Origin of the sequence: Mycobacterium simiae, assembly GCF_008370645.1 — a bacterium.
GTDB classification, from domain to species: domain Bacteria; phylum Actinomycetota; class Actinomycetes; order Mycobacteriales; family Mycobacteriaceae; genus Mycobacterium; species Mycobacterium simiae_A.
In genome coordinates, this window is record NZ_VTZN01000002.1 from 52,844 (window position 1) to 72,331 (window position 19,488).

At 64.8% G+C, this 19,488-nt stretch carries 14 protein-coding genes and 2 pseudogenes; 3 read left to right on the forward strand and 13 right to left on the reverse strand.

The annotated features are described in order from the left end of the window. Positions 1-4 precede the first annotated feature (4 nt). The 7 genes and pseudogenes from fadE16 to F0Q45_RS01000 all read right to left on the reverse strand — a co-directional run bounded on the left by fadE16 (position 5) and on the right by F0Q45_RS01000 (position 8,348). Positions 5-1,126 (reverse strand): Rv1679 family acyl-CoA dehydrogenase, encoded by a 1,122-nt coding sequence (gene fadE16, locus F0Q45_RS00970; RefSeq protein WP_149652117.1) that lies wholly within the window; start codon positions 1,124-1,126, stop codon positions 5-7. After that, positions 1,126-2,034 (reverse strand): Rv1678 family membrane protein, encoded by a 909-nt coding sequence (locus tag F0Q45_RS00975; RefSeq protein ID WP_149652118.1) that lies wholly within the window; start codon positions 2,032-2,034, stop codon positions 1,126-1,128. The genes fadE16 and F0Q45_RS00975 overlap by 1 nt, the downstream gene beginning before the upstream one ends. A 39-nt stretch (positions 2,035-2,073) precedes the next feature. Then, complete coding sequence (locus tag F0Q45_RS00980) at positions 2,074-3,492, reverse strand: amino acid permease (RefSeq protein WP_149652119.1); 1,419 nt, start codon at positions 3,490-3,492, stop codon at positions 2,074-2,076. A gap of 453 nt (positions 3,493-3,945) precedes the next feature. Then, positions 3,946-5,340, reverse strand: coding sequence for an NAD(P)/FAD-dependent oxidoreductase (locus tag F0Q45_RS00985; RefSeq protein ID WP_262490818.1), 1,395 nt, complete (start codon positions 5,338-5,340; stop codon positions 3,946-3,948). A gap of 183 nt (positions 5,341-5,523) precedes the next feature. Beyond that, a pseudogene (locus F0Q45_RS00990) lies at positions 5,524-6,999 on the reverse strand (phytoene desaturase family protein); the annotation flags it as partial. A 77-nt stretch (positions 7,000-7,076) separates the two neighbouring features. After that, positions 7,077-7,691 (reverse strand): hypothetical protein, encoded by a 615-nt coding sequence (locus tag F0Q45_RS00995; RefSeq protein ID WP_149652120.1) that lies wholly within the window; start codon positions 7,689-7,691, stop codon positions 7,077-7,079. A gap of 6 nt (positions 7,692-7,697) precedes the next feature. Beyond that, the gene (locus tag F0Q45_RS01000) at positions 7,698-8,348 is read right to left on the reverse strand and encodes a DUF1295 domain-containing protein (RefSeq protein ID WP_149652121.1); all 651 of its coding nucleotides are present in this window, start codon (positions 8,346-8,348) and stop codon (positions 7,698-7,700) included. Between the two features lie 172 nt (positions 8,349-8,520). Between F0Q45_RS01000 and F0Q45_RS01005 the strand changes: the two genes are divergently transcribed. Beyond that, positions 8,521-9,144, forward strand: a complete 624-nt coding sequence (locus F0Q45_RS01005; protein WP_149652122.1) for a MerR family transcriptional regulator — start codon at positions 8,521-8,523, stop codon at positions 9,142-9,144. Positions 9,145-9,350: 206 nt separating this feature from the next. Next, the gene (locus tag F0Q45_RS01010) at positions 9,351-9,476 is read left to right on the forward strand and encodes a PPE domain-containing protein (RefSeq protein ID WP_373424899.1); all 126 of its coding nucleotides are present in this window, start codon (positions 9,351-9,353) and stop codon (positions 9,474-9,476) included. A gap of 66 nt (positions 9,477-9,542) precedes the next feature. Here F0Q45_RS01010 and F0Q45_RS01015 read toward each other — a convergent pair whose 3' ends face one another. Continuing rightward, positions 9,543-11,042 (reverse strand): PE family protein, encoded by a 1,500-nt coding sequence (locus tag F0Q45_RS01015; protein WP_149652124.1) that lies wholly within the window; start codon positions 11,040-11,042, stop codon positions 9,543-9,545. Between the two features lie 1,132 nt (positions 11,043-12,174). Here F0Q45_RS01015 and F0Q45_RS01020 point away from each other — a divergent pair. Further along, positions 12,175-13,335 (forward strand): PPE family protein, encoded by a 1,161-nt coding sequence (locus F0Q45_RS01020; RefSeq protein ID WP_149652125.1) that lies wholly within the window; start codon positions 12,175-12,177, stop codon positions 13,333-13,335. Positions 13,336-13,518: 183 nt separating this feature from the next. Here the strand turns inward: F0Q45_RS01020 and F0Q45_RS01025 are convergent, their stop codons facing one another. From F0Q45_RS01025 to F0Q45_RS27445, 5 genes and pseudogenes are all read right to left on the reverse strand, one after another. Next, positions 13,519-16,221, reverse strand: a complete 2,703-nt coding sequence (locus F0Q45_RS01025; RefSeq protein WP_149652126.1) for an HAD-IC family P-type ATPase — start codon at positions 16,219-16,221, stop codon at positions 13,519-13,521. Between the two features lie 528 nt (positions 16,222-16,749). Continuing rightward, the gene (locus tag F0Q45_RS01030) at positions 16,750-17,628 is read right to left on the reverse strand and encodes a universal stress protein (protein ID WP_149652127.1); all 879 of its coding nucleotides are present in this window, start codon (positions 17,626-17,628) and stop codon (positions 16,750-16,752) included. A gap of 118 nt (positions 17,629-17,746) precedes the next feature. Beyond that, positions 17,747-18,490 (reverse strand): class I SAM-dependent methyltransferase, encoded by a 744-nt coding sequence (locus F0Q45_RS01035; RefSeq protein WP_149652128.1) that lies wholly within the window; start codon positions 18,488-18,490, stop codon positions 17,747-17,749. A 203-nt stretch (positions 18,491-18,693) separates the two neighbouring features. After that, positions 18,694-19,026: pseudogene (locus F0Q45_RS01040) on the reverse strand (LLM class flavin-dependent oxidoreductase); the annotation flags it as partial. 151 nt (positions 19,027-19,177) lie between these two features. Then, positions 19,178-19,342: a hypothetical protein gene (locus F0Q45_RS27445; protein WP_188112735.1), complete on the reverse strand. Its 165-nt coding sequence runs from the start codon at positions 19,340-19,342 to the stop codon at positions 19,178-19,180. Between the last annotated feature and the right edge of the window lie 146 nt (positions 19,343-19,488).

Here is a 19,488-nt window from a genome sequence, read left to right on the forward strand (position 1 = left end):
CTCCCTAGAACAGCGGCAGCCCGGTAATGGCCCTGCCGTAGAAGTCATACAGTGCGTCGGCGGTCGGTGCCATCACCGCCCCGGCCCGAGCGTCGCGGAAAGCCCGCTCGATGGGCAGGTGCTTGGAGAACGCGGCGCCACCACAGACGCGCATCGCCGACTCGGTGATGGTCAGCGCGGCGTCGTTAACCGAGGCTTTCACCCCGAGCACGTGCGTCAAGGTGGTGTCGTCGGGTGAGCTGACGCTGTCGGCGACTTGCGCCAGATACGCCCGTTGCGCCGCCAGCCCGGTACTCATCCGAGCGATCTGAGCGCGGATCGTCGGCAGCTCAGCCAGGCTGCTACCCAGATGTTCCAACCGGGCGCTCGCGACGTGCCGCACTGCGGCATTGGTCGCGGCGGTCGCCAAACCCAGCGAGACAGCCGCATTTCCGAGGTTAAACCACGGCAACACGGTTTGCATCATCATGCCGAAGCCGCCGCCCAGCGCACCGACGCGATAGGAACTCGGGACGCGAATGTCGACCGACATCGGCGCAGAGGCGTTGCCGCGTAAACCCATTCCGCTGAAGGTACCCGTCACCCGCAAGCCCGGCGTGTCCGCCGAAACGGCGTAAAGATCAACGTCGCCGGCGCCGCCGTTGGCCGAACCGGTCGATATCACGTAGATGTCGGCGAACCCGGCCGATGTCACCCAGCTCTTGTCGGCTTGCACCACGATGTCGTCACCGTCGGTCGACGCTGTGGACACCGGCGCCCAAAAGTGGGATCGGGAGCCTTTCTCACTGAACGCCAAGGTGCCGAGTTGTTTTCCGGACGCCATATCGGTCAACAGGTCGGGCAGGCCCGGCGGGGGTGCGGCCGCAACGGCGACAGCAGCGACTACGTGCATCAGATAGACCATGGCGGTCGATCCGCAGGCGGCCGAAATGTGCGCCACTACTTCGGTAAATTCCGTTGGCCCCGCTGCCATTCCACCAACGTCGGAGGGCAGCACCAGACCAAGGAGCCCGCTTGCCCGCAACGCCTCCACGGACTCGGCCGGAAAGGAACCGTCGGCGTCGACTCGCTCGGCGTGTTCGGCAGCGACGGCAACGACGTCCTGCACAACCTCCGATGCGGTCATTACGCCCTTTCCACCCGTCCGATCTTGACCCCTGCCGCCAGACTCACCACCGCCGCGCAGACGAAAATCACTGCGGTGGTGTTGGTTCCACCCAGCCACACCGAAGGCTCGCCGACTTGGACGTAGATGCTCACTGCGGCAAGCGCTGCCAGCGCGGCGGCCGCGAACGCGGCTATACGCTGATCGAGCTTGGCCGCCGCCAGCATCGCCAACGCGATAGCGACCAACACCAAGGCGCCGCGCAGGTTGTATTCGCCCAATGAGAATTCCAGCGGCCTTATCCCCACGTAGGCAGGCCAACTACCGGCAAGACCGCGCCACCCGGCGATCAGGCCGATCAGCAAGAGCACGGTTGCCCAACCAGCGAGCAACCGCTGCGCTTTCGACCGGAGGGCCGATGCGGTGGTCGCGGCCCGCACGGCGTCGATAGCGGCATACTGGTTCGACGCCACAAAGAGCAAGACAACGTGGATGCCGAGCAGCATTGCGTACGCCCACGGCCATTCCCCGGGTGATTCGGCAACCGAGAGCCCGATCGCAACTGATTGCCCGATGCCGATCAAGGCGGCCAACCGCACCGCTGTCCCCGTCAACAGCAGCACCGCCAGCGCGGACTCGGCGAACAACACTGCCCAACCGAAGGCAGTGAAGTTCGGCAACACCAGGTGCTCGACGGCCCAGCTGAACGGTGGGAACACCGGATGTTCGATCGCCAGATGAGTGAAGTGGTAGAGCCCGCTATTGCTGCGCTGCCCGAAGTCCGGTGGCAGCTTCCAGACCACGTTATAAAGCCAGATCAACCCGGCCAGCAGCCGCAGACCGGCCAGCGCTATCAGGCTGCCGGTTGCCGGCGGTGCGGCGGGTGAAAACAACAAATCCGTTGCGCGACGAACACCGGCCGTCTTCATGCCATGCAGTATCACACGGGGCGCAAGGGGGGTGCGGGTTCAGCTGCGGCTCTTGCGTGTCTGCACCTTGGCGGCGAAGTACACCACAACCACCACCGCCCAGGACAGCAAGCTCAGCCACAGCTGGGTTCGCGCAGCGTGGTCGAACGCCATTTGCACCAGCACGGTGACGATTCCGGCGGCTGTGAGAATCGACAGCACCGGGAAAAACCACATCTTGACCCGCAGATTCTCCTCAGGAGTCCGGCGCCGCAGCACGATCTGCGAGAGCACGATCAGCAGGTAGACGAACAAGACGACGGCGCCCGACGAGTTGAGCAGAAACAGAAACACCGTCTGCGGTGCAAGCCAGGCCATCACCACGCAACCGAAACCCACCGCGGATGAGAACAGGATGGCGACATGCGGCACCCCACGCCGGCTGACCTTGACCAGCCGCGCCGGCGCCTCCCGCCGGTCGGCCAGGATGAACAGCATGCGCGACGCCGTATACAGGCCCGAATTCAGACAGGACAGCACCGCGGTGAGCACTACCGCATTCATGATTTGATCCGCGCCCGCAAGACCCATGTACTTGAGGGCCGCTACGTACGGTGAGGCGCCGATTTCCACCGAATTCCACGGCATGATGACCACCACCAGGAAAACCGAACCGACGAAGAAGATCACGATGCGAGCCACCACCGACCTCGTTGCTCGCCCGATCGCTCGCTGCGGGTCACGACTTTCGGCGGCGGCGATGGTGACAACTTCCGCGCCGACCATCGAAAAGATCACCACGACGATGGCAGCGAAGACAGCCCCGGGGCCGTTCGGTAGGAATCCACCGTGCGCGCTGAGGTTAGCGAAATCTGGGCTACGGCCGGGCAAGACGCCGAGGACGAAGGCCGTCCCGACGCTGAGGAAGATCACGATGGTCGCGACTTTGATTCCGGCGAACCAGAATTCGAACTCGCCAAAGGAGGTCACCGAGAACAAATTGGTCGCCGTCATCAACACCATCAGGCACAGCGACAACAGCCACAGCGGCGCATGGAACCAATAGTTGAGGACTTTTCCGCCGGCCACCGCCTCGAAGCCGACCACGATCACCCAGAAGTACCAGTACAGCCAGCCGACCGAAAACCCGGCCCACCCGCCCAGGGCGGTAGCCGCGTAGTCGGCGAACGACCCGGTGGACGGGTTGGCGGTGGCCATCTCCCCGAGCATCCGCATCACCAACACGATGAGCACTCCGCAGATCGCGTAAGTCAGGAACGCGGCGGGGCCGGTCGCCTGAATCACCACACCGGACCCGACGAACAATCCGGCGCCGATCACCCCGCCGATGGCGATCATATTGAGCTGCCGTTGCGACAATCCTTGGCGCAACTGCGAAGTGCTCGAAGCTGGGCGTGCTGGCCCAGTTTCGATGTCTATTCCAGCCTGGGGACGCTCTCGGCCTCGCGTCCATCGCATGACCGGACGCTAGCAGTAGTGCCAGACCAGGTCAGCTGTGATCGCCGGTTCGACCGGTACCCAATGCTGCTCAGGCGGTCGCGGACAGGGGGTCGGATGAGGGCGTCGCGCCCCTGCGTCGGCCCACCCGTGCCGAACAGCGACGGACACGCCGCCGACCAGCCTGGATCCCCTGTCGTGCAACCCACGGAATGCCGCCGGTAGGGCCACAGTCAAGGGCCAGCAATCTGACGCACCTCTCTTCGGCGGCAAACACTACTTTCTTCCTGCCCATGATGAATTCCACGATCGCGGGGCAGCTCACGGGCTATCGTCGATGCACACTGCCCGTGCGCCGAAGTGCTTCATGAACAGCGAGAACCAGCGTTAGTGGCCAATCCGCCGCACCACGCGCACATACGCGCGTATTTCTCACTGATCGTCGTGCCTGTGGGCCATCCCGACTCGGCCTGATCATTGCGCATCACCTTCGTCGGCCGCCGCGGTCTGCCCCCGGTGCTCGAGCCTGGTGCGCGCGTAGGCCTGCTGCTCAGTGATCGTGAGCTGGCCGCGGTAGGTACTCAGGAACGTCAGGGTCCACGAAATCGATGTGATGACTTTCGTTTGGAAACCGACCAAATGCCCCAGGTGCAGCAGCAGCCATGCCAGCCAGGCGATCAGACCGCCGACCTCCAACGGCCCAATCCGCGCGACCGCCGAAAACCGCGACACGGTGACCATCGAGCCCTTATCGAAGTAGCGGAATGGCTTGCGCCGCGTGGGGTCGGCCCCCCTCAGCGCGGCGTTGATCGCGTGCGCAACGTACTTGGCGCCCTGGATCGCGCCCTCGGCCACGGCGGGAACGCCTTCCACAAACGCCATATCGCCGATCACAAACACGTTGGGATGAGCCGGAACCGTCAAGTCCGGCAACACCTTCACCCGACCGGCTCGATCGAGCTGCGCCCCGGACTGCTCGCCGATCTGGTTACCTAATGGACTGGCCGACACCCCCGCCGCCCAGACCTTGCACGCCGATTCGATGCGCCGCAAGATTCCGTGAGAATCCTTGATGGTCAAGCCATTACGGTCCACATCGGTGACCATCGCGCCTAGCTGGATCTCCACGCCCATCTTTTCCAGCCGCGCCCGCGCCTTCCTGCCGAGCTTCTGGCCCATCGGGGCCAGTACCGCAGACGCGGCATCCAGCAGGATCACCCGCGCCCTCGTCGAATCGATATCGCGGAAGGAGCCCTTGAGCGTGTTACGGGCCAGCTCGGCGATCTGCCCGGCCATCTCCACACCCGCTGGCCCGGCGCCGACCACAGTGAACGTCAGCAGCTTCTCGCGAGTCCTCGGATCGCTGGTGCACTCGGCCTGCTCGAACGCGCCCAGGATGCGCCCGCGCAGCTCCAGTGCGTCATCGATCGTCTTGATGCCCGGTGCGTATTGGGCGAAGTGTTCGTTGCCGAAATACGACTGCTCAACACCGGCCGCCATGATCAACGTGTCGTATTCGATCGTGTAGCAATGACCCAGCAACTCTGCAATCACATACCGGCCGTCGAGGTCGATGCGCACCACGTCGCCGAGCAAAACCTGCGCGTTGGGTTGCTTGCGCAGAATCAACCGGGTGGCCGGGGCGACCTCACCCTCGGACATGATGCCCGTCGCCACCTGATACAGCAGCGGCTGAAACAAGTGATGCTGGGTGCGGGCGATCATCTTGATATCTACCGGCACATGCTTGAGCGCCTTCGCTACGCTAAGACCGCCAAACCCGGAACCGACGACCACGACCCGATGCCGCGGTTGCGAGGTAGCTGTGACTGTCGGCGACGAGATCATGGCGTGGTTAGCGCCGGCCATCCCAGCCTCCTGGCGAGGAGTCCATGCCGATTCCTGCAGAGTCCTTCCGGTGCTGACCGGCTGAAGCATCGCAACGGCATCCATCGACTGATGTGTCGCGCTCAAGTGGCTCGATCGCGATCATGGGGTTCTGTTCCGTGCTGGCCGTCATCAGCTGGGTGGCCACGATGGCTCGCATCGGGATTAGCCTTGCGATCTCATGGCGGCTTGGGCGGCCAACATCCCGGTCATCATGGCTCCGGTGAAGCCTCCGGACCCGCCGTAGCTCGACGCCAGCCACAACCCGGGGATGGTTGTCGCGACGCCCCTTTCGGAACCGAGGGTTGGCAGGCCCTCGGGCGGTTCCTGCGCAAAGCCGTACACCGCCCCGCCGGGGGTGTTCAGGTAGTGGCTCATCGTTGCCGCGGTCGCCATTTCGCGCTGCACGACCGCACCGCCGAAGCCGGGCAACCAGCGGTCGATGTCGGCCACGATCGCATCAAGCCAGGCGTCGCGCTTGGCCCGGTAAGCCGCGTCGTCAAGGCCTTCCCAGTTCGCCACGCGGTCAACGCCGGTGACCGAGACAAGGTACGGGCCATTGGGATTCAGGCCGGTATCGATGGTGTCGTAGTTGACGATGCCTACTACCGGCATGCGAGTCCCCGGCGCATCGGCCAGGATTTCGGCGCGACGCGCATAGTCCGAAAGAGTGTGAACCCATTCCGGTATCAGCACCGTGTAGTAGTGGATGAGGCCGAGCTCGCTGGGAGGCCGATCTAGCCCCAGCGCGATGTCGAAGAGTGAGGTCGACGGTCGCCGCCCCCGATAGCGGCCCGCGAACTTCGTCTGCGCTTCTGGTGGCAGCGCCTGGGCGAGCACAGCCGGGGCGGCGTTGCCGAAAAGCACCGGAGCGCGGTCCACGACGCGGTCGCCGCCGTCGGGTGTGGTGTGGGCGACGCCCGCGGCGCGGCCCTTATCGTCGAGGATGATCTCGGTCACCGGACGGCCCGCGCGCGCCACGCCGCCTTCGGCCTCGACCACGTCGACCAGGCTTCGGCTCAACGTGCCTGAGCCACCGCGGATGTAGGTGCCGCCACTGGCCAGATAGCCGCTCTGGTTGAGCGCGTAGAACAACCACCACAGCCGGGCCGGGTCGTCGGCGTAGTAGCCGAGGTTGGCCGCGAGCGCCAGCTTCGACCTCTCGTCGTCGCCAAACAGCGAGTCGAAAACCTCTGAGAGGGTGCGCCGCATGTCGCGGAGCAGCGGCCACAGTTTCAACGGCAGCGCCGGCGTGTGCATAAACCACCACAGGCTGTCGTGCTGCTCGCCGACCACCGATATCGCCTCGCGGACGGCCCGCAGCCGCTCAAAGTACCGGCGGAAGGCCAGCCGCTGGTGTGGGAAGCGGTCGGCCAGCGCCTCCTCGGCGGCGTCAAATCCGTGCGGTAGCACAAACGGCGGATCAAACAACCGGCCGCGCAACTCATAGAACGCGCCAACCGGCACGAACTCCAACTCGTCGAGCAGGCCCAGGGCCCGCAAGATGCGGGCCTTGGCGTCGAGCGGATCATTCGGGTCCACCGTCTGGTGCAACGAGGCTTCGACGGTCAACGTTCCGTGCCGGTAGGTCGTTGCCGCCCCGCCAAATTCAGCGTTGCGCTCCAGGACCAGCACCCGGTGTCCGGCCCTCGCTTAGAGCGCCGCTGCGGTCAGGCCGCCCAGGCCCGACCCGATTGTGATGGCATCGTAGGCATCGGTCATGGCGTGTGCCCTGCCAAAGGCAGCCGGGTGGGCGCGAGTTCCGAATCGGCCGTGGCCGCACCGGTTGCATGCGCTGCGATATCGCGGGACTGATCGACTGGGTGAACGACTACTGCAACACCCACCACTGTGCAGTTCCAATTCCGAGCGACCCAGGTGGCGCAGTGACCCCCGGCCGGGCGGCTGGGGCCCCACACTGGCCTGGCACATCCCGCGGGGGCACGCGGCAAGACTTGCCGCGCCACGATCGCTGATCTCGCCGCGTCGCGCCCGACCGATCTGGCCAAGCGCGGCAACTGGTCGGCGAAGTAGTCCGGCGCGGCAAAGTCGTGTGAACCGGTGGCCTCGAAATCCGCTGACTCCCAGTGCTCTTCGGGGGCGATCTGTTGACTCATGGTGTTTCCCTCGATCCGATTTGTCGAGCTGTCGTCCGCTCGGATTTCCTGCTTGTCAACGCCGCGCAGCGCGGATAGAACAGCCAGTTGTTTGCGGTCGCGCCTATGGGCGAGCTGGGAGATGGCGTCGGAACAGTGGGCCTTCTCCACCGCTGCGGTGAGCCGTTCCCGCGCTTTGGGCTCCTGCGACGGTTCGCCCAGTGGCAGCTGCAGCATGGATGGCTACGCCTGTTGTCTCCCGGCTTGGGAGGCTGGGCGCAACCGTGGGACCAGCATCCCGGTGCGGGCCTGGTAGGCGGCAAAGCCAAGATGGTGTGCCATCGACTGATCCTTCTTGATCATGTTCCGAACGAAGAATCCGAAGATCCACGCCGCGTTGACCACAAACGGTATTGGGTTCCAGGAGATGATCGCGAAACCCAGGTAGGTGAGGATCTCGCCGAGGTAGTTCGGATTCCGCGTACGAGTGAACAAACCGTTCTCGATCAGACCGGGACGAACCTGCAGGGTGTAGTACTTCTGGGCATCCGACACATAGTGCAGGAAAATGCCGAACGTGAAGATCGAAACCCCGAGCGCGACAGCCCATCCGGGCACGTTCGGGTGAAGCCAGGCCAATAGGATCGGGGCCGCGTAGTAGCCGGCCAGTGGCAGGAAGACGAACACGATCCCAATCCAGATGGCCACTCGTTCGGCGAACCGCTGATCGGGATAGGTGCGGCCCTTGATCAGCCACAGGATCGCATAGGTTCCGTGCATGGCCAAGTAGAGCCACATCACCGTGCTGTAGTTGGCAAAGGTAAGCATTGCCGCCACCGTCACCGGGATGACGAGGATTTTATGCAGGTCAATGAAGAAGCCGGTGGGTTTCATGACTCCTCATTTCGTGCGCACCCGATCGCGTCTTCGCGGTCGCGTTCGGGGTCCCTTATCGCAGGGGTTCGATCGCCGGGATAAGTTCTCCCACTATGGATAGTAGTACTATCCAGTAACGGATGCAAGGCTCTTTACCCAGCATGTGCTCCCGACCGCAGTGGCAGGAGGAATGACTGTGCGGGTATCCGAATTGGCCAAGCAAACACATGTGTCGGTGGCGACCGTGAAGTACTACATCCGCGAAGGCATGCTCGCGGCCGGCGATCTGATGGGTCCGCGGCGTGCGACATACAACAACTCACACGTGCAGCGGATACACCTCATCCAGGCATTGACCGGCCCGGCGGGATTATCGGTATCCCAGGCCAAAGAGATCTTGCAGATTATCGACGACCCCAAATCCAGCCTTAAGGATTCCCTCGCGGGCGCCACCAGAGTGCTCGCCGCCGCAGCGAGCGCCGACATCAACGCCGAGGACAGGTGCTATCCGCGTGCACAGCAAGCTGTCGGTTGGCTCGGAGAGCCATACCGTGCCGAACCGCCTGCGGCCGCTCTCCTCGAGGACGCGCTGCACGCGGTCGACAAAGCGGGCTTTCAACGTCACCCAAGCCAGTTCGCCGTCTACGGCCAACACATGCTTGCCATCGCCGCCAGCGAGATCGCCAACATCCCAACCGACCCCGCCGACGCCGTTGAATACGCGGTTCTCGGCACCGTACTGTTCGAACCCGTCCTCACCGCGATACGCCGGCTAGCTCACCAGAGCCTCGCCAAACGAGGCTCCGACAGCTGACAAGATCGCCAATCGCGCACCGGCGTAAGCAATAGGTGGCGTCCCGGGTGCGGTGTAAAGCGGCCTGACGTGGCCACCCCGGACCACCTTGGCCTGAGTGCGCACCATGGAGCGCAAACCCTCCAGCGCGCCCCTTTCTTCGGCCGCGAACACCCATGTTTTCGGCTCGTTCGGCCCGAATGTGGCTTGGCGCGGGGTCGGAGCCGATGCTGGCCGCGGCTTCGGCCTGGGATGCGCTGGCCGCCGAGTTGAGCGCCATGGCAACGCTGTTCAGTTCGGCGATCAACGGACTGGCGCAGGCATCGTGGCAGGGCTGGCGCCGGCTGCCATGACGGCAGCAGTGTGCCCCCTACCGGCTGGCTGGCCACCGCGGCCGTCCATGCCGGGTCGGCAGGTGGCTACCTGATCGACGGGGTTGGTTGTCGCACAGCAGTTGCCCCATCAAAGCCGGGTTCGCCTAACAGCTTCCCGCCCGAACCGCCAGTGCCGCCAGCGCCGGGCGAGGGCCCGGTCCCGCCGTTACCGCCGTTACCGCCGTTGCCGATCAGCGCGGCGTTGCCGCCATTACCGCCGTTTCCGCCGCTGGCATATCCCCCACCGCCGTCGCCGCCATTGCCGCCGTCGCCGATCTGTCCGGCATTGCCGCCGTTGCCGCCAGCGCCGCCGTTGCCGCTCAACCCGTTTCCGCCCCCGCCGCCGGCGCCGCCCGATCCGAAAATATGGCCCGCGTTGCCGCCGGCCCCACCGTCACCGCCGTTGGCGACGCCCTGGCCACCGGCGCCGCCGGCGCCGCCATTCCCCGACAGCCAGGCTCTGCCGCCGTCGCCGCCGTTGCCACCGTTGATGGTGCCGCCCACTCCGCCTGCCCCACCATTACCGCCGTCACCGGCGAGCCAGCCGCCGTCGCCACCCGCGCCGCCGCTGCCTCCGCTGTTGTTGCCGTATCCGCCGGCGCCGCCGTCGCCGCCGTTTCCGGAGAGCAAACCGGCGTTGCCGCCGGCCCCACCGTTGCCTCCGTTGTTGACGGCGGCGGCGCCACCGGTTCCGCCGTCGCCACCGTTACCGGACAGCCATCCGCCGTTGCCGCCGGATCCACCTTCGCCGCCTGCGCCGGACGGTCCCGCACCTCCGCCGGCCCCGCCGGCGCCCCCTGATCCGGCGAGCCATGCGTTGCCGCCGGCCCCGCCGGCACCTCCGTTCCCCACGCCGGTCCCGCCTGCCCCGCCGGTCCCTCCGGTGCCGAAAAGTCCTCCGTCCCCACCGGCTCCGCCGGCCCCTCCGGCACCGTTCATCGACATCCCGCCGGCCCCACCCGCGCCGCCGGAGCCGAACAACCCGCCGGCACCGCCAGCCCCGCCGGCGCCGGCGGTGCCGTTCACGGCGTTTCCGCCGGCCCCGCCAGCCCCTCCGGAACCGAATATCCCGCTGTCACCACCGTTGCCGCCAGCGTGGCCGGGCGCGCCCGATCCACCGTTACCCCCGTTTCCCCAGAGAATGCCACCGTCCCCGCCGTTCTGCCCCGTCCCTGGGGCCCCGTTGGCGCCGTTGCCAATCAGCGGGCGCCCGAACAAATACTCGGTAGGTTCGTTGATGACATGCAGGGCGCTCTGCTCGGCGTTCTCCAGCTCGGTGGTCGCATACTTGATGGCACTACCGTTGAGGGCATCCACAAACTGCTGATGAAGCCAGGCAGCGTCCTGACTGACCGTTCGCCAGACTTGCGAGTGCGCGGAAAATAGCGCTGCGATTGCGGCCGAAACATCGTCGGCGCCCGCGGGAAGTATTTCCGTCGTAGCGGTGGCGGCAGCGGCATTGGCCTCGCCAAGCGAGGATCTGATAGTCGCCAAGTCGGTTGCGGCGGTCTGCAACGCCTCCGGCGCCATGGACACAAATGACATATGGATCTCCTAATCGCACTGAAGCGCTTGTCGGCTAACCACTTGCTCCCGGACTGCACGCGCCCATTCCCCTCCGTGCAACAGGGTCTCTGCAGACTAGCACTGCAGCCGCTGGGTTGCAGCATGTCTTTCGACGGTTGTCATTCAGAGTTGCTGGCGCTAGCTATATTTCGGCTAGCTGCCGATCTCGAATGACAGCGCGAGCACGTAGTGAGCAAAGCCCGAGGCCTTCGACGGTGGTGTCGATTGGTGAGTCCATGGCTCAGCTCAGCGACTTCCGGAGGGCCAGGAGTACTGACGCGTGCTGTATCTCACTCTAACTGTCTTCCAGGGCATTTCAGCAGATTGCCGGATACGCTATCGGAGCTTACGGTGCTATTGCCGCTAACTTGGCACCAGCGTTGCCGGCTCTCGACGCGGGCAGGCAGGGCAATTCGGGGGACAGCTATGAGCCGTGCGGGACGCTCGGCATATGCGAAATAGCAATAATAGCCTACGAATTCGTAACCTTCGGCTACGTAAGCGTAGCCCGAGAAAACAGTTGACAAGGCGTATGGTTTGTGAGAGTTTTTGTCCGGCTGAAGATCCCGGTTCAGCTGCGGTTCCCGACGACCGCGATGTGACAGCGGATAACCGTCCGCATTGAAAAGACTGGATTCACTGGATGACTCGGATACTCAATCACTAACTCTAACTGCTTTGCGTTGCACGCCAACCGGTTCGGACTCCACACCAGTTTGAATGGCATTCTATGTCCCTGCCGTTCAGTACCGCTTGGCTTGATGGTGTAGTAGCCATTTTCAGATTAGCAACTTCGTTGCGCGGGTGGACCCCGACGTGACTGGGGTGCGCGAGTTATGCTGGGGTACACCGTATATCACTGCTCTTGCACTTCGGTGAACGGTCCCACCGGCTCGGCGATGAAGGCCGCCACCGCCAGTCAGGTAGCGACAGTCCGGTAACGGCCCGGTGGTTGAGCCGACTCGCGCGGCGAGAGCAGAGGCTGACATCTGAACGCTGTCAGAAGAATTACCGGAGGCTTCGTGCAGACAAATGTTGGTTCAGTTGACTGTTGGTAGGAGTGTGTCAGAGTGTGTCCGAGCCGTAATGCGTTGGAAGGGTTGGGGTTTCGATGATCTTAGACTTTGCTTGGTTGCCGCCGGAAGTCAATTCGGCACGCATCTTTGCCGGCGCAGGGTCGGGCCCGCTGTTCATAGCGGCATCGGCTTGGATGGGCCTGGCTGCGGACTTGCGGGCATCGGCAGCCTCGTTTGATTCGGTGGTAACCCGATTGGCGACCGGGCAGTGGTCGGGTCCAACATCGGTGTCGATGGCCGCTGCGGCGGCACCATTTGTGTGCTGGCTCAGTGGGGCGGCCGGGGAGGCGGAGTTGGCCGCTGGTCAGGCTCGGGTTGCGGCGACAGCGTTTGAGGCGGCTTTATCGGCGACGGTGCATCCGACAGCGGTGACGGCCAATCGGATGAGGTTGCTGTCGTTGGTGGCGACAAACTTCTTGGCTCAGAACACACCGGCGATTGCAGCTACGGAGTTCGACTACCAGGAGATGTGGGCGCAGGATGTAACCGCGATGGCGGGGTATCACGCCGGCGCGGCATCGGTGGCGGCGACAATGACACCGTTTAGTCCGCCGCCGTCCAATCCTGGATTGGCCGGGTTGGCGTCGCAAGCTGCCTCGGGTGTGGCGGCGATGGTTTCGTCGGCGGCGGCGCCGGCGCAGGACGTCTTGGCGACAGCTTCAAACGTGGTTTCCGGGCTGGATTCGCTACCGTTGTCGAGTCTCTCGTTGTTGATGTATCCGCTAGGCCTGGCGATGTCGCCGATCATGAGTTTGATGAGCAATGCGGCGCGCACCCCAACCGCCGGGGTGGCTAGTGCGGTTGCCAGTGAATTCCCTTCGGAAGTGCCGAAGTTGGTGACGGCTCCGCATGCTGAGATCACGTCATTGGGTGGCGGGGGGCTGGGCTCGGCTATGTCGGCGGACTTGGGTAACGCTCGGATGGTTGGGGGCATGTCGGTTCCGCCGACTTGGCAAGGGTCTATGCCCGCTCCGATGGCCAGTTCGGCGATGTCGGGCAGCGGTGGAGCGGGTATACCTACGCCGGCGGCGCTGACAGGGGAGCCAAGTCCTGCGGGTATGCCGATGATGCCGATGCCGAGTGGTACCGGTAGTGCTGGCGCTGGGATGCCCGGAGGGATGATAGGCCGCGGCGGGGCCAGCCCTAATGCGCCCCAGTCCCGGTCGGGCGTGATACCGGTAACCGGGATCGGATAGCGACGGGGATTCAACAGTCAAGATCGCCTTAGTTCGGAGATGCGACCTGGCTGGCGGGGTCGGGCGCCCACGGTCTAGTACGTGGATCGTTCGTTCCCCTGCACCAATCCGCGACTGCGGGAAATAACCTGCGCTCCTAGCGACCCAGCGGCTAGATGATGCGCCCGGCGCGATCCCTACATCTCATGAACGGTGCGCAAGCCACACCCTCCGCAACAGCTTGTCAAGTGCCACTACGAGGGTCACAACGGTAGCGACGGTGAAGATGCGTGCCCAGGCGGGGATCCCGATCGGTGCTGTGTCAAAAACCGTGTTCATCGCCGGCAGATACGTGATGGCAAGTTGAGCCATAGCCTGTACGGTGACGCCGAGGATGATCCAGCGGTTGGAGAACAGACCGATCCTGAGGGCCGAGCGGGTCAGCGACCGGCAACTGAAGAGATAGAAGGCCTCGACGACAACAAAGAGGTTCAGTGCCGCGGTGCGGGCCGCCGAGACGGTAGCGCCGTTGCCGAGTTCCCATTCGAACAGCCACCACGCCGCGGCGACGAGCAGCGAGGAGACGAGCAGAATTCGTGTTACGAGCCCGCGGCTGAGCAGCGGATGCTCGGGGTCGCGCGGCGGACGAGTCATGATGCCGGCTTCCTTGGGTTCGAAGGCGAGCATCAGGCCAAGCGCGATGGCGGTAGTCATGTTGATCCACAGAATCTGGGTCGGCAGGATCGGCAGCTCGGCGCCGACTGCGATGGCAGCCAGAATGACCAGTCCTTCACCGATGTTGGTGGGCAAGGTCCAGGTGATGAACTTGGTCAGGTTGTCAAAGACCGCGCGGCCTTCTTCGACCGCCGCCTCAATGGTGGCGAAGTCGTCGTCAGTCAACACCATGTCGGCCGCATCCTTGGCCACCTCGGTGCCACTGCGGCCCATGGCGACGCCGATGTTGGCCTGCCGCAAGGCCGGTGCATCATTGACGCCGTCGCCGGTCATCGCGACAACGTGCCCCCGCGCCTGTAGCGCCTGGACGAGCCGTAGCTTCTGCGCGGGTGTAACCCTGGCGAACACCTTGGCCTCGCGCACGGCGTCCGGATAATCATCGGCGCCCAGGGTAGCCAGGTCGGTGCCGCGAAGGACCGCATCTGCCGTCGGTTCACCGTGGTCAAACAGTCCGAGCTGGGCCGCGATTGCGGTGGCAGTACCGGCGTGGTCGCCGGTGATCATCTTTACCGCGATACCGGCAGTGTGACAGGCGGCCACGGCCGGCGCAGCGGCCGCGCGTGGAGGATCGAGCATCGCTTGCAACCCGGTGAACGCTAGCGACCCGGCAAACACCGCTTCATTGAATTCGTCGGGACCGCTCGCGCCCCGGACCCCAGCAGCCAACACCCGTAGACCCCGTGCTGTGAGTGAGTCAGCGGCGCGCAACACCGCGGCCCGGTCCAGCGGCCCCACTTCGCCGTCGGCGCCCATCTGCGTGCCACATAGCTCGAGCATGCGCTCTACCGCCCCCTTGGCCAGCACCAGGTAATCGGTTCCGTCTTGATGCAGGGTAGCCATGTATTGGCGTTCGGAGCTAAATGGGATGGTCGCCACCCGCGGCATGCCCTCCGCGAGCTGCGCGAGGTTGAGGCCGGCCTTGACCGCAACAACGAGCATCGCACCTTCAGTCGGGTCACCCACCACCTGCCAGCTCCCGTCGTCGTGGGTCAAGGCGGCGTCGTTGCAGCACGCACCAACAACCAGCGACCAGCGCAGGGCGGCAGTCGCTTTGATGGGTATAGGCGCGCCGTCGGGGCCGTGGAGGGCACCGGCGGGCGCGTAGCCTGTTCCGGTCACCTCGACCTCGGCGTCGGGGGTCCAAATCACCTGGACGGTCATCTGGTTTTCGGTCAACGTTCCAGTCTTATCGGTGCAGATGACCGTGGTGCTGCCCAGCGTCTCCACCGCGGGTAGGCGGCGAATCACGGCTCGGCGCTTGGCCATTCGAGCCACACCGATAGCCAGCGTGATCGTGACGGCGGCCGGCAGGCCTTCGGGGATAGCCCCGACGGCCAGCGCGATTGCTGCCGTAAACGTTTCGACGGCATCCTGTCGCCGCAGCACCCCCGCGGCGAAGGTCACCGCCGCCAAGGCCAGGATTCCGACAGTCAGGGCCTTGCTGAACCACGCGAGCTTCGCGGTCAGCGGCGTCGAAAGAGTTTCCGCGGCACCGACGAGGCGATGGATCTCCCCGAGTTCGGTTTCACCGCCGGTCGAGACGGCGATTCCGGCGCCGTGGCCTGCGGTCACCAGGGTGCCGGAGAAGACCATATTGCGGCGATCAGCGACCGGGGTGGTCTGCGGCAATGCGACTACGTCTTTGTGGACCGGCGCCGACTCCCCGGTGAGTGCGGACTCGTTGACCCGCAATTCGGTTGTTCGCACCAAACGCAGGTCGGCCGGTACTTTGTCGCCGCTCTCCAGGAGCACGAGATCGCCGGGCACCAGATCCTCTGACGGCACGGTGCGCTGGAGGCCGCCCCGAACCACCTTGGCCAGGGTGCGCACCATCGAGCGTAAGCCCTCCAGCGCGGCCTCGGCTTTGGACTCCTGAACGAAACCCACGACCGCGTTGACCACGACGACGCCGAAAATCACTGTGGAGTCGACGAATTCGTGCAGTCCTGCCGTGATCACGCCCGCGACGAGCAGAACATAGATGAGCGGATGGTGGAACTGTCGCAGCGCGCGCCTGACCAAGCTGGCTCGCGCAGCCACCGGTAATGTGTTGGGACCGAAACGCTCCAACCGTTCGTGCGCCTCACCATCGGACAGTCCGCAGTGCGGATCGGTCTCCAGCAACAGCACCACTTCGTGGGCTGGTAAACCATGATGAGCCGGCTGCGTCAATCAACTCACCGTTCCTCAACACCGAGTGAAACTGCGCTTTGCTCAGCAGGCGACTCCGAACGGTTCTGGGTTGCCTGACTTCCCGCGTCCGTGGCCCCGGGTGGTCGCGCGCATCTGGTGCTAGGTCCTGGCCCGCGGTGGCGCGTTGGCTCACGCTCGCGGAAGTCGGATTCGGCCGGTGTGGTCCGATGCCCCAGTTCATCACTGTGGTGGAGCTGCGGGCGGTGCCACGCGGCCCCATTCATTTCACCGTTGACCTCGGCCCCAACCCGCACTACCGCCGACCCGACCTGTGTAGCCCACTGCGAAAGCCGCGCAACCCGACGACCCAGATCATCACGCTGATCACTCCACCAAACTACTCACAACCCAGACTTTCGCTCACTACTTGCACAGGTTTCGCGGACAGCTGGCAGCCTCCGCGCGGCCGCCTACGAGCGGTCACTCATAGTGCCTTGTAAGACCCACGCGGATCAGAGCCGGAAGTCACCCGACAGACGCACCCGGACCGCCGACGGGTTGGCCCACTCAGGCGTCGGCCGGCAGCTTCCAGCTATCAGACACCACCATGACCGGTCGATGGGAGTGATGCACGGTCCCCAGCGCCACGCTGCCCAGCACCATCTCCCCCGCCTTGGAACGTCCACGCGATCCGACGACCACCACGGCCGCATCGTGGTTGTCGGCGGCCATGACCAGCGCTTCCGATACCGCGCGGGCATGAAAGCCGTGACCACGCTTGACCGTTAGCCAAAGGACCTCCCCGGCTGCAACGGCTGGCGAATCGACTGGAGGCCACGCTGGATCGCCGTCGCCGACAGACACCAACAACACATCCCGCTGCGGCCACAGACGCCTGGCTGCCGCCAACGCAGTGGTGGCACCGGCCGAACCGTCCCAGCCCACCAGCACCGGACTTGCGTTGAGCGCCTCGTACTCGGCCGCCAGCATCGGATGTGGGACGACGACCACTGGTCGGGTGCAATAGTGCAGCACCATGTCTGAAACGCTGCCCAGCACCGCTTGCGTCCCACCAAGGCCCCGAGACCCCACGAGGACCACATCGGCCTGCACGTCCTCGACCGCTTGCGCGATACGCAGCCCTTCTGGACCCCAGGTCCGCTTCAACAGTGGCTCGGCGTCCCACCCGGCGGCGCGCGCCAGGATAACGCCCAGGTCGATGATGCGCCGGGCTTCGCGCTCGCCCTCCCGCTCGACCATCTCGGCCAACTCGTTCGCGTCGCGAGCCATCGGTCGCAGCCGACGACGCACCTTGTCGCTGGCGAACGGCGGAAGCCACAAGAAAGTGATCCACCCATGTGCTCCCGGAAACAACCGCGCGCCCGCATCGATCGCGGCACTCGCCCCTAGCGAGCCGTCGTATCCCACAATCGCATTCACCGCCACGGTGCACCTCCTCAGCACCGACGTTAGGCAAGCGGCAAGTTTTCCGTACAGGGGCGTTGGTCCCCAAACAGCGACGCCGATTACCTGGAATATTTCGCTATTCGAACTGGTAAGCCGGTCAGTCCAAGCGGGTGGCCACCACAGACCACGCCGGCAGGTGCACCCGGTGGTCGTGCAGCAGTGGCTCGAGCACGCGCAATTGGCGCACCAGCGGCTGCATCCGCTGCAGGATCTCCTCCTGATGCCCGGAATTCACCGTGCTCATGGCTTCGAACGCCTGTGGCAGGAAGCGCGCCTGGATGGTGGTGCCACCCAGGTAATCGATGCGCCACCCACTCGCGCCCAGCACCCGCTGGAAGTTGTCCGCCGGTATGCCCGGCCACTGGACGCCGTTGACGTTGTGCTGGCCGAACTCGAACATGTACAGCCGCGCGCCAGGTTTAGTGGCCCGGTGCAGGGCCTGCGCATAGCGCCTCTGAACGGCCTCATCGAAAAGAAACACGTGGTAGAAGGAACTGTCCACCACGGTGTCGAACCGGCCATCGAACCCGTCCAACCTGGTGGCATCGGCCACCTGGAAATCGACCTGGACGCCGGCCCGTTCGGCGTTGCGCTTGGCCCGCTCGATGGCCGATGGTGAGCCGTCGATCCCGGTCGCCGAGAAACCTTGCGATGCATAGTGAATTGCGTGGTGGCCGGGACCGGTACCGGGGTCCAGCACCTCACCGCGGACGGCGCCGTAGGCGACCAACTGCTCGACGACCGGCTGCGGGCCGCCAATGTCCCACGGAATCAGTCCCTCGGCTAGCTCCGCGTCGCCGTACAACGGCTCGAAACCGGCAACGTTGGCCTCGGTTGTCATGTTCTTCTCGCTTCCTTGGTCGATAAATCATTTTGTATACGAAACCGTTCACTAAGACGGCAGCATAGTCGCCATGCTCAAGGAACGCAATCGTCTACAACAAGAGTGGCGGGAGGTGGCCGCGACGGTCGCTGCGCAGCACGTCGCCCGCACCCCGGTCAACCCGCCAAACAGACTGTCGGGCAAGGCAATGCGATGATTTGCTAATGCGCTGAGACAACCGCCAACGGCGCCGCCGCCGGTGCTGGCGAACCGTTCGGGCGCGCCCACAGACCCCTGCGCCCGAGCAGCGGCAGGACGCCTTCACCAAACCAGTAGGCCTCTTCCAAGCGCGGATATCCCGACAGGATGAAATGGGTGATACCCAACTGCGCGTACTCGGCCAGCCGGTCGGCGACCTCGGCGCGCGACCCGACCAGCGCGGTACCCTCCCCACCGCGCACCAGGCCGACCCCGGCCCACAGGTTGGGCGCGATCACAAGTCGATTGCTCCTGCCGCCGTGCAGCTCCAGCATGCGGCGCTGTTGGGGCTGCTCAGGCCCGGACGCAACGCGACCAGGAACTTCAGCGTCTCGGTCCGCACCACAACCCGATGGGTGTCAGCACAACGTTGGCAGAAACCGCAGAAACGTCAGGCTCATGCAGGTCCTCTTTCTCCTCGGTTCAATGACCGGTCGTGCGCGAACACTACCGGCCGGGAGCGGCTTGGAAGACGGGCAGCGTCGATGCCTCTGCCACGCCGGTGCATTGCGGTCGGGCTGCCGCGGCCGCGTTGTGCGCGTTCATCACCGAGCCGATACCCAGCACCTCGCCGGCGCGGCGACCACCGCCGGAGGCTAGCTGATCACGCACGACATGTGCGGTTTCCGCTCTCGGCACTGACTGTGACGCGCGCTTCCCATGATTGAGGCCACAGCACCGCTGCCCAAGGGCGACACCTCCCCAATCCGACCGGCAGCTGGTGCAAGAGTGTGCATCTGCTGGGTCGGCGCCGTAAC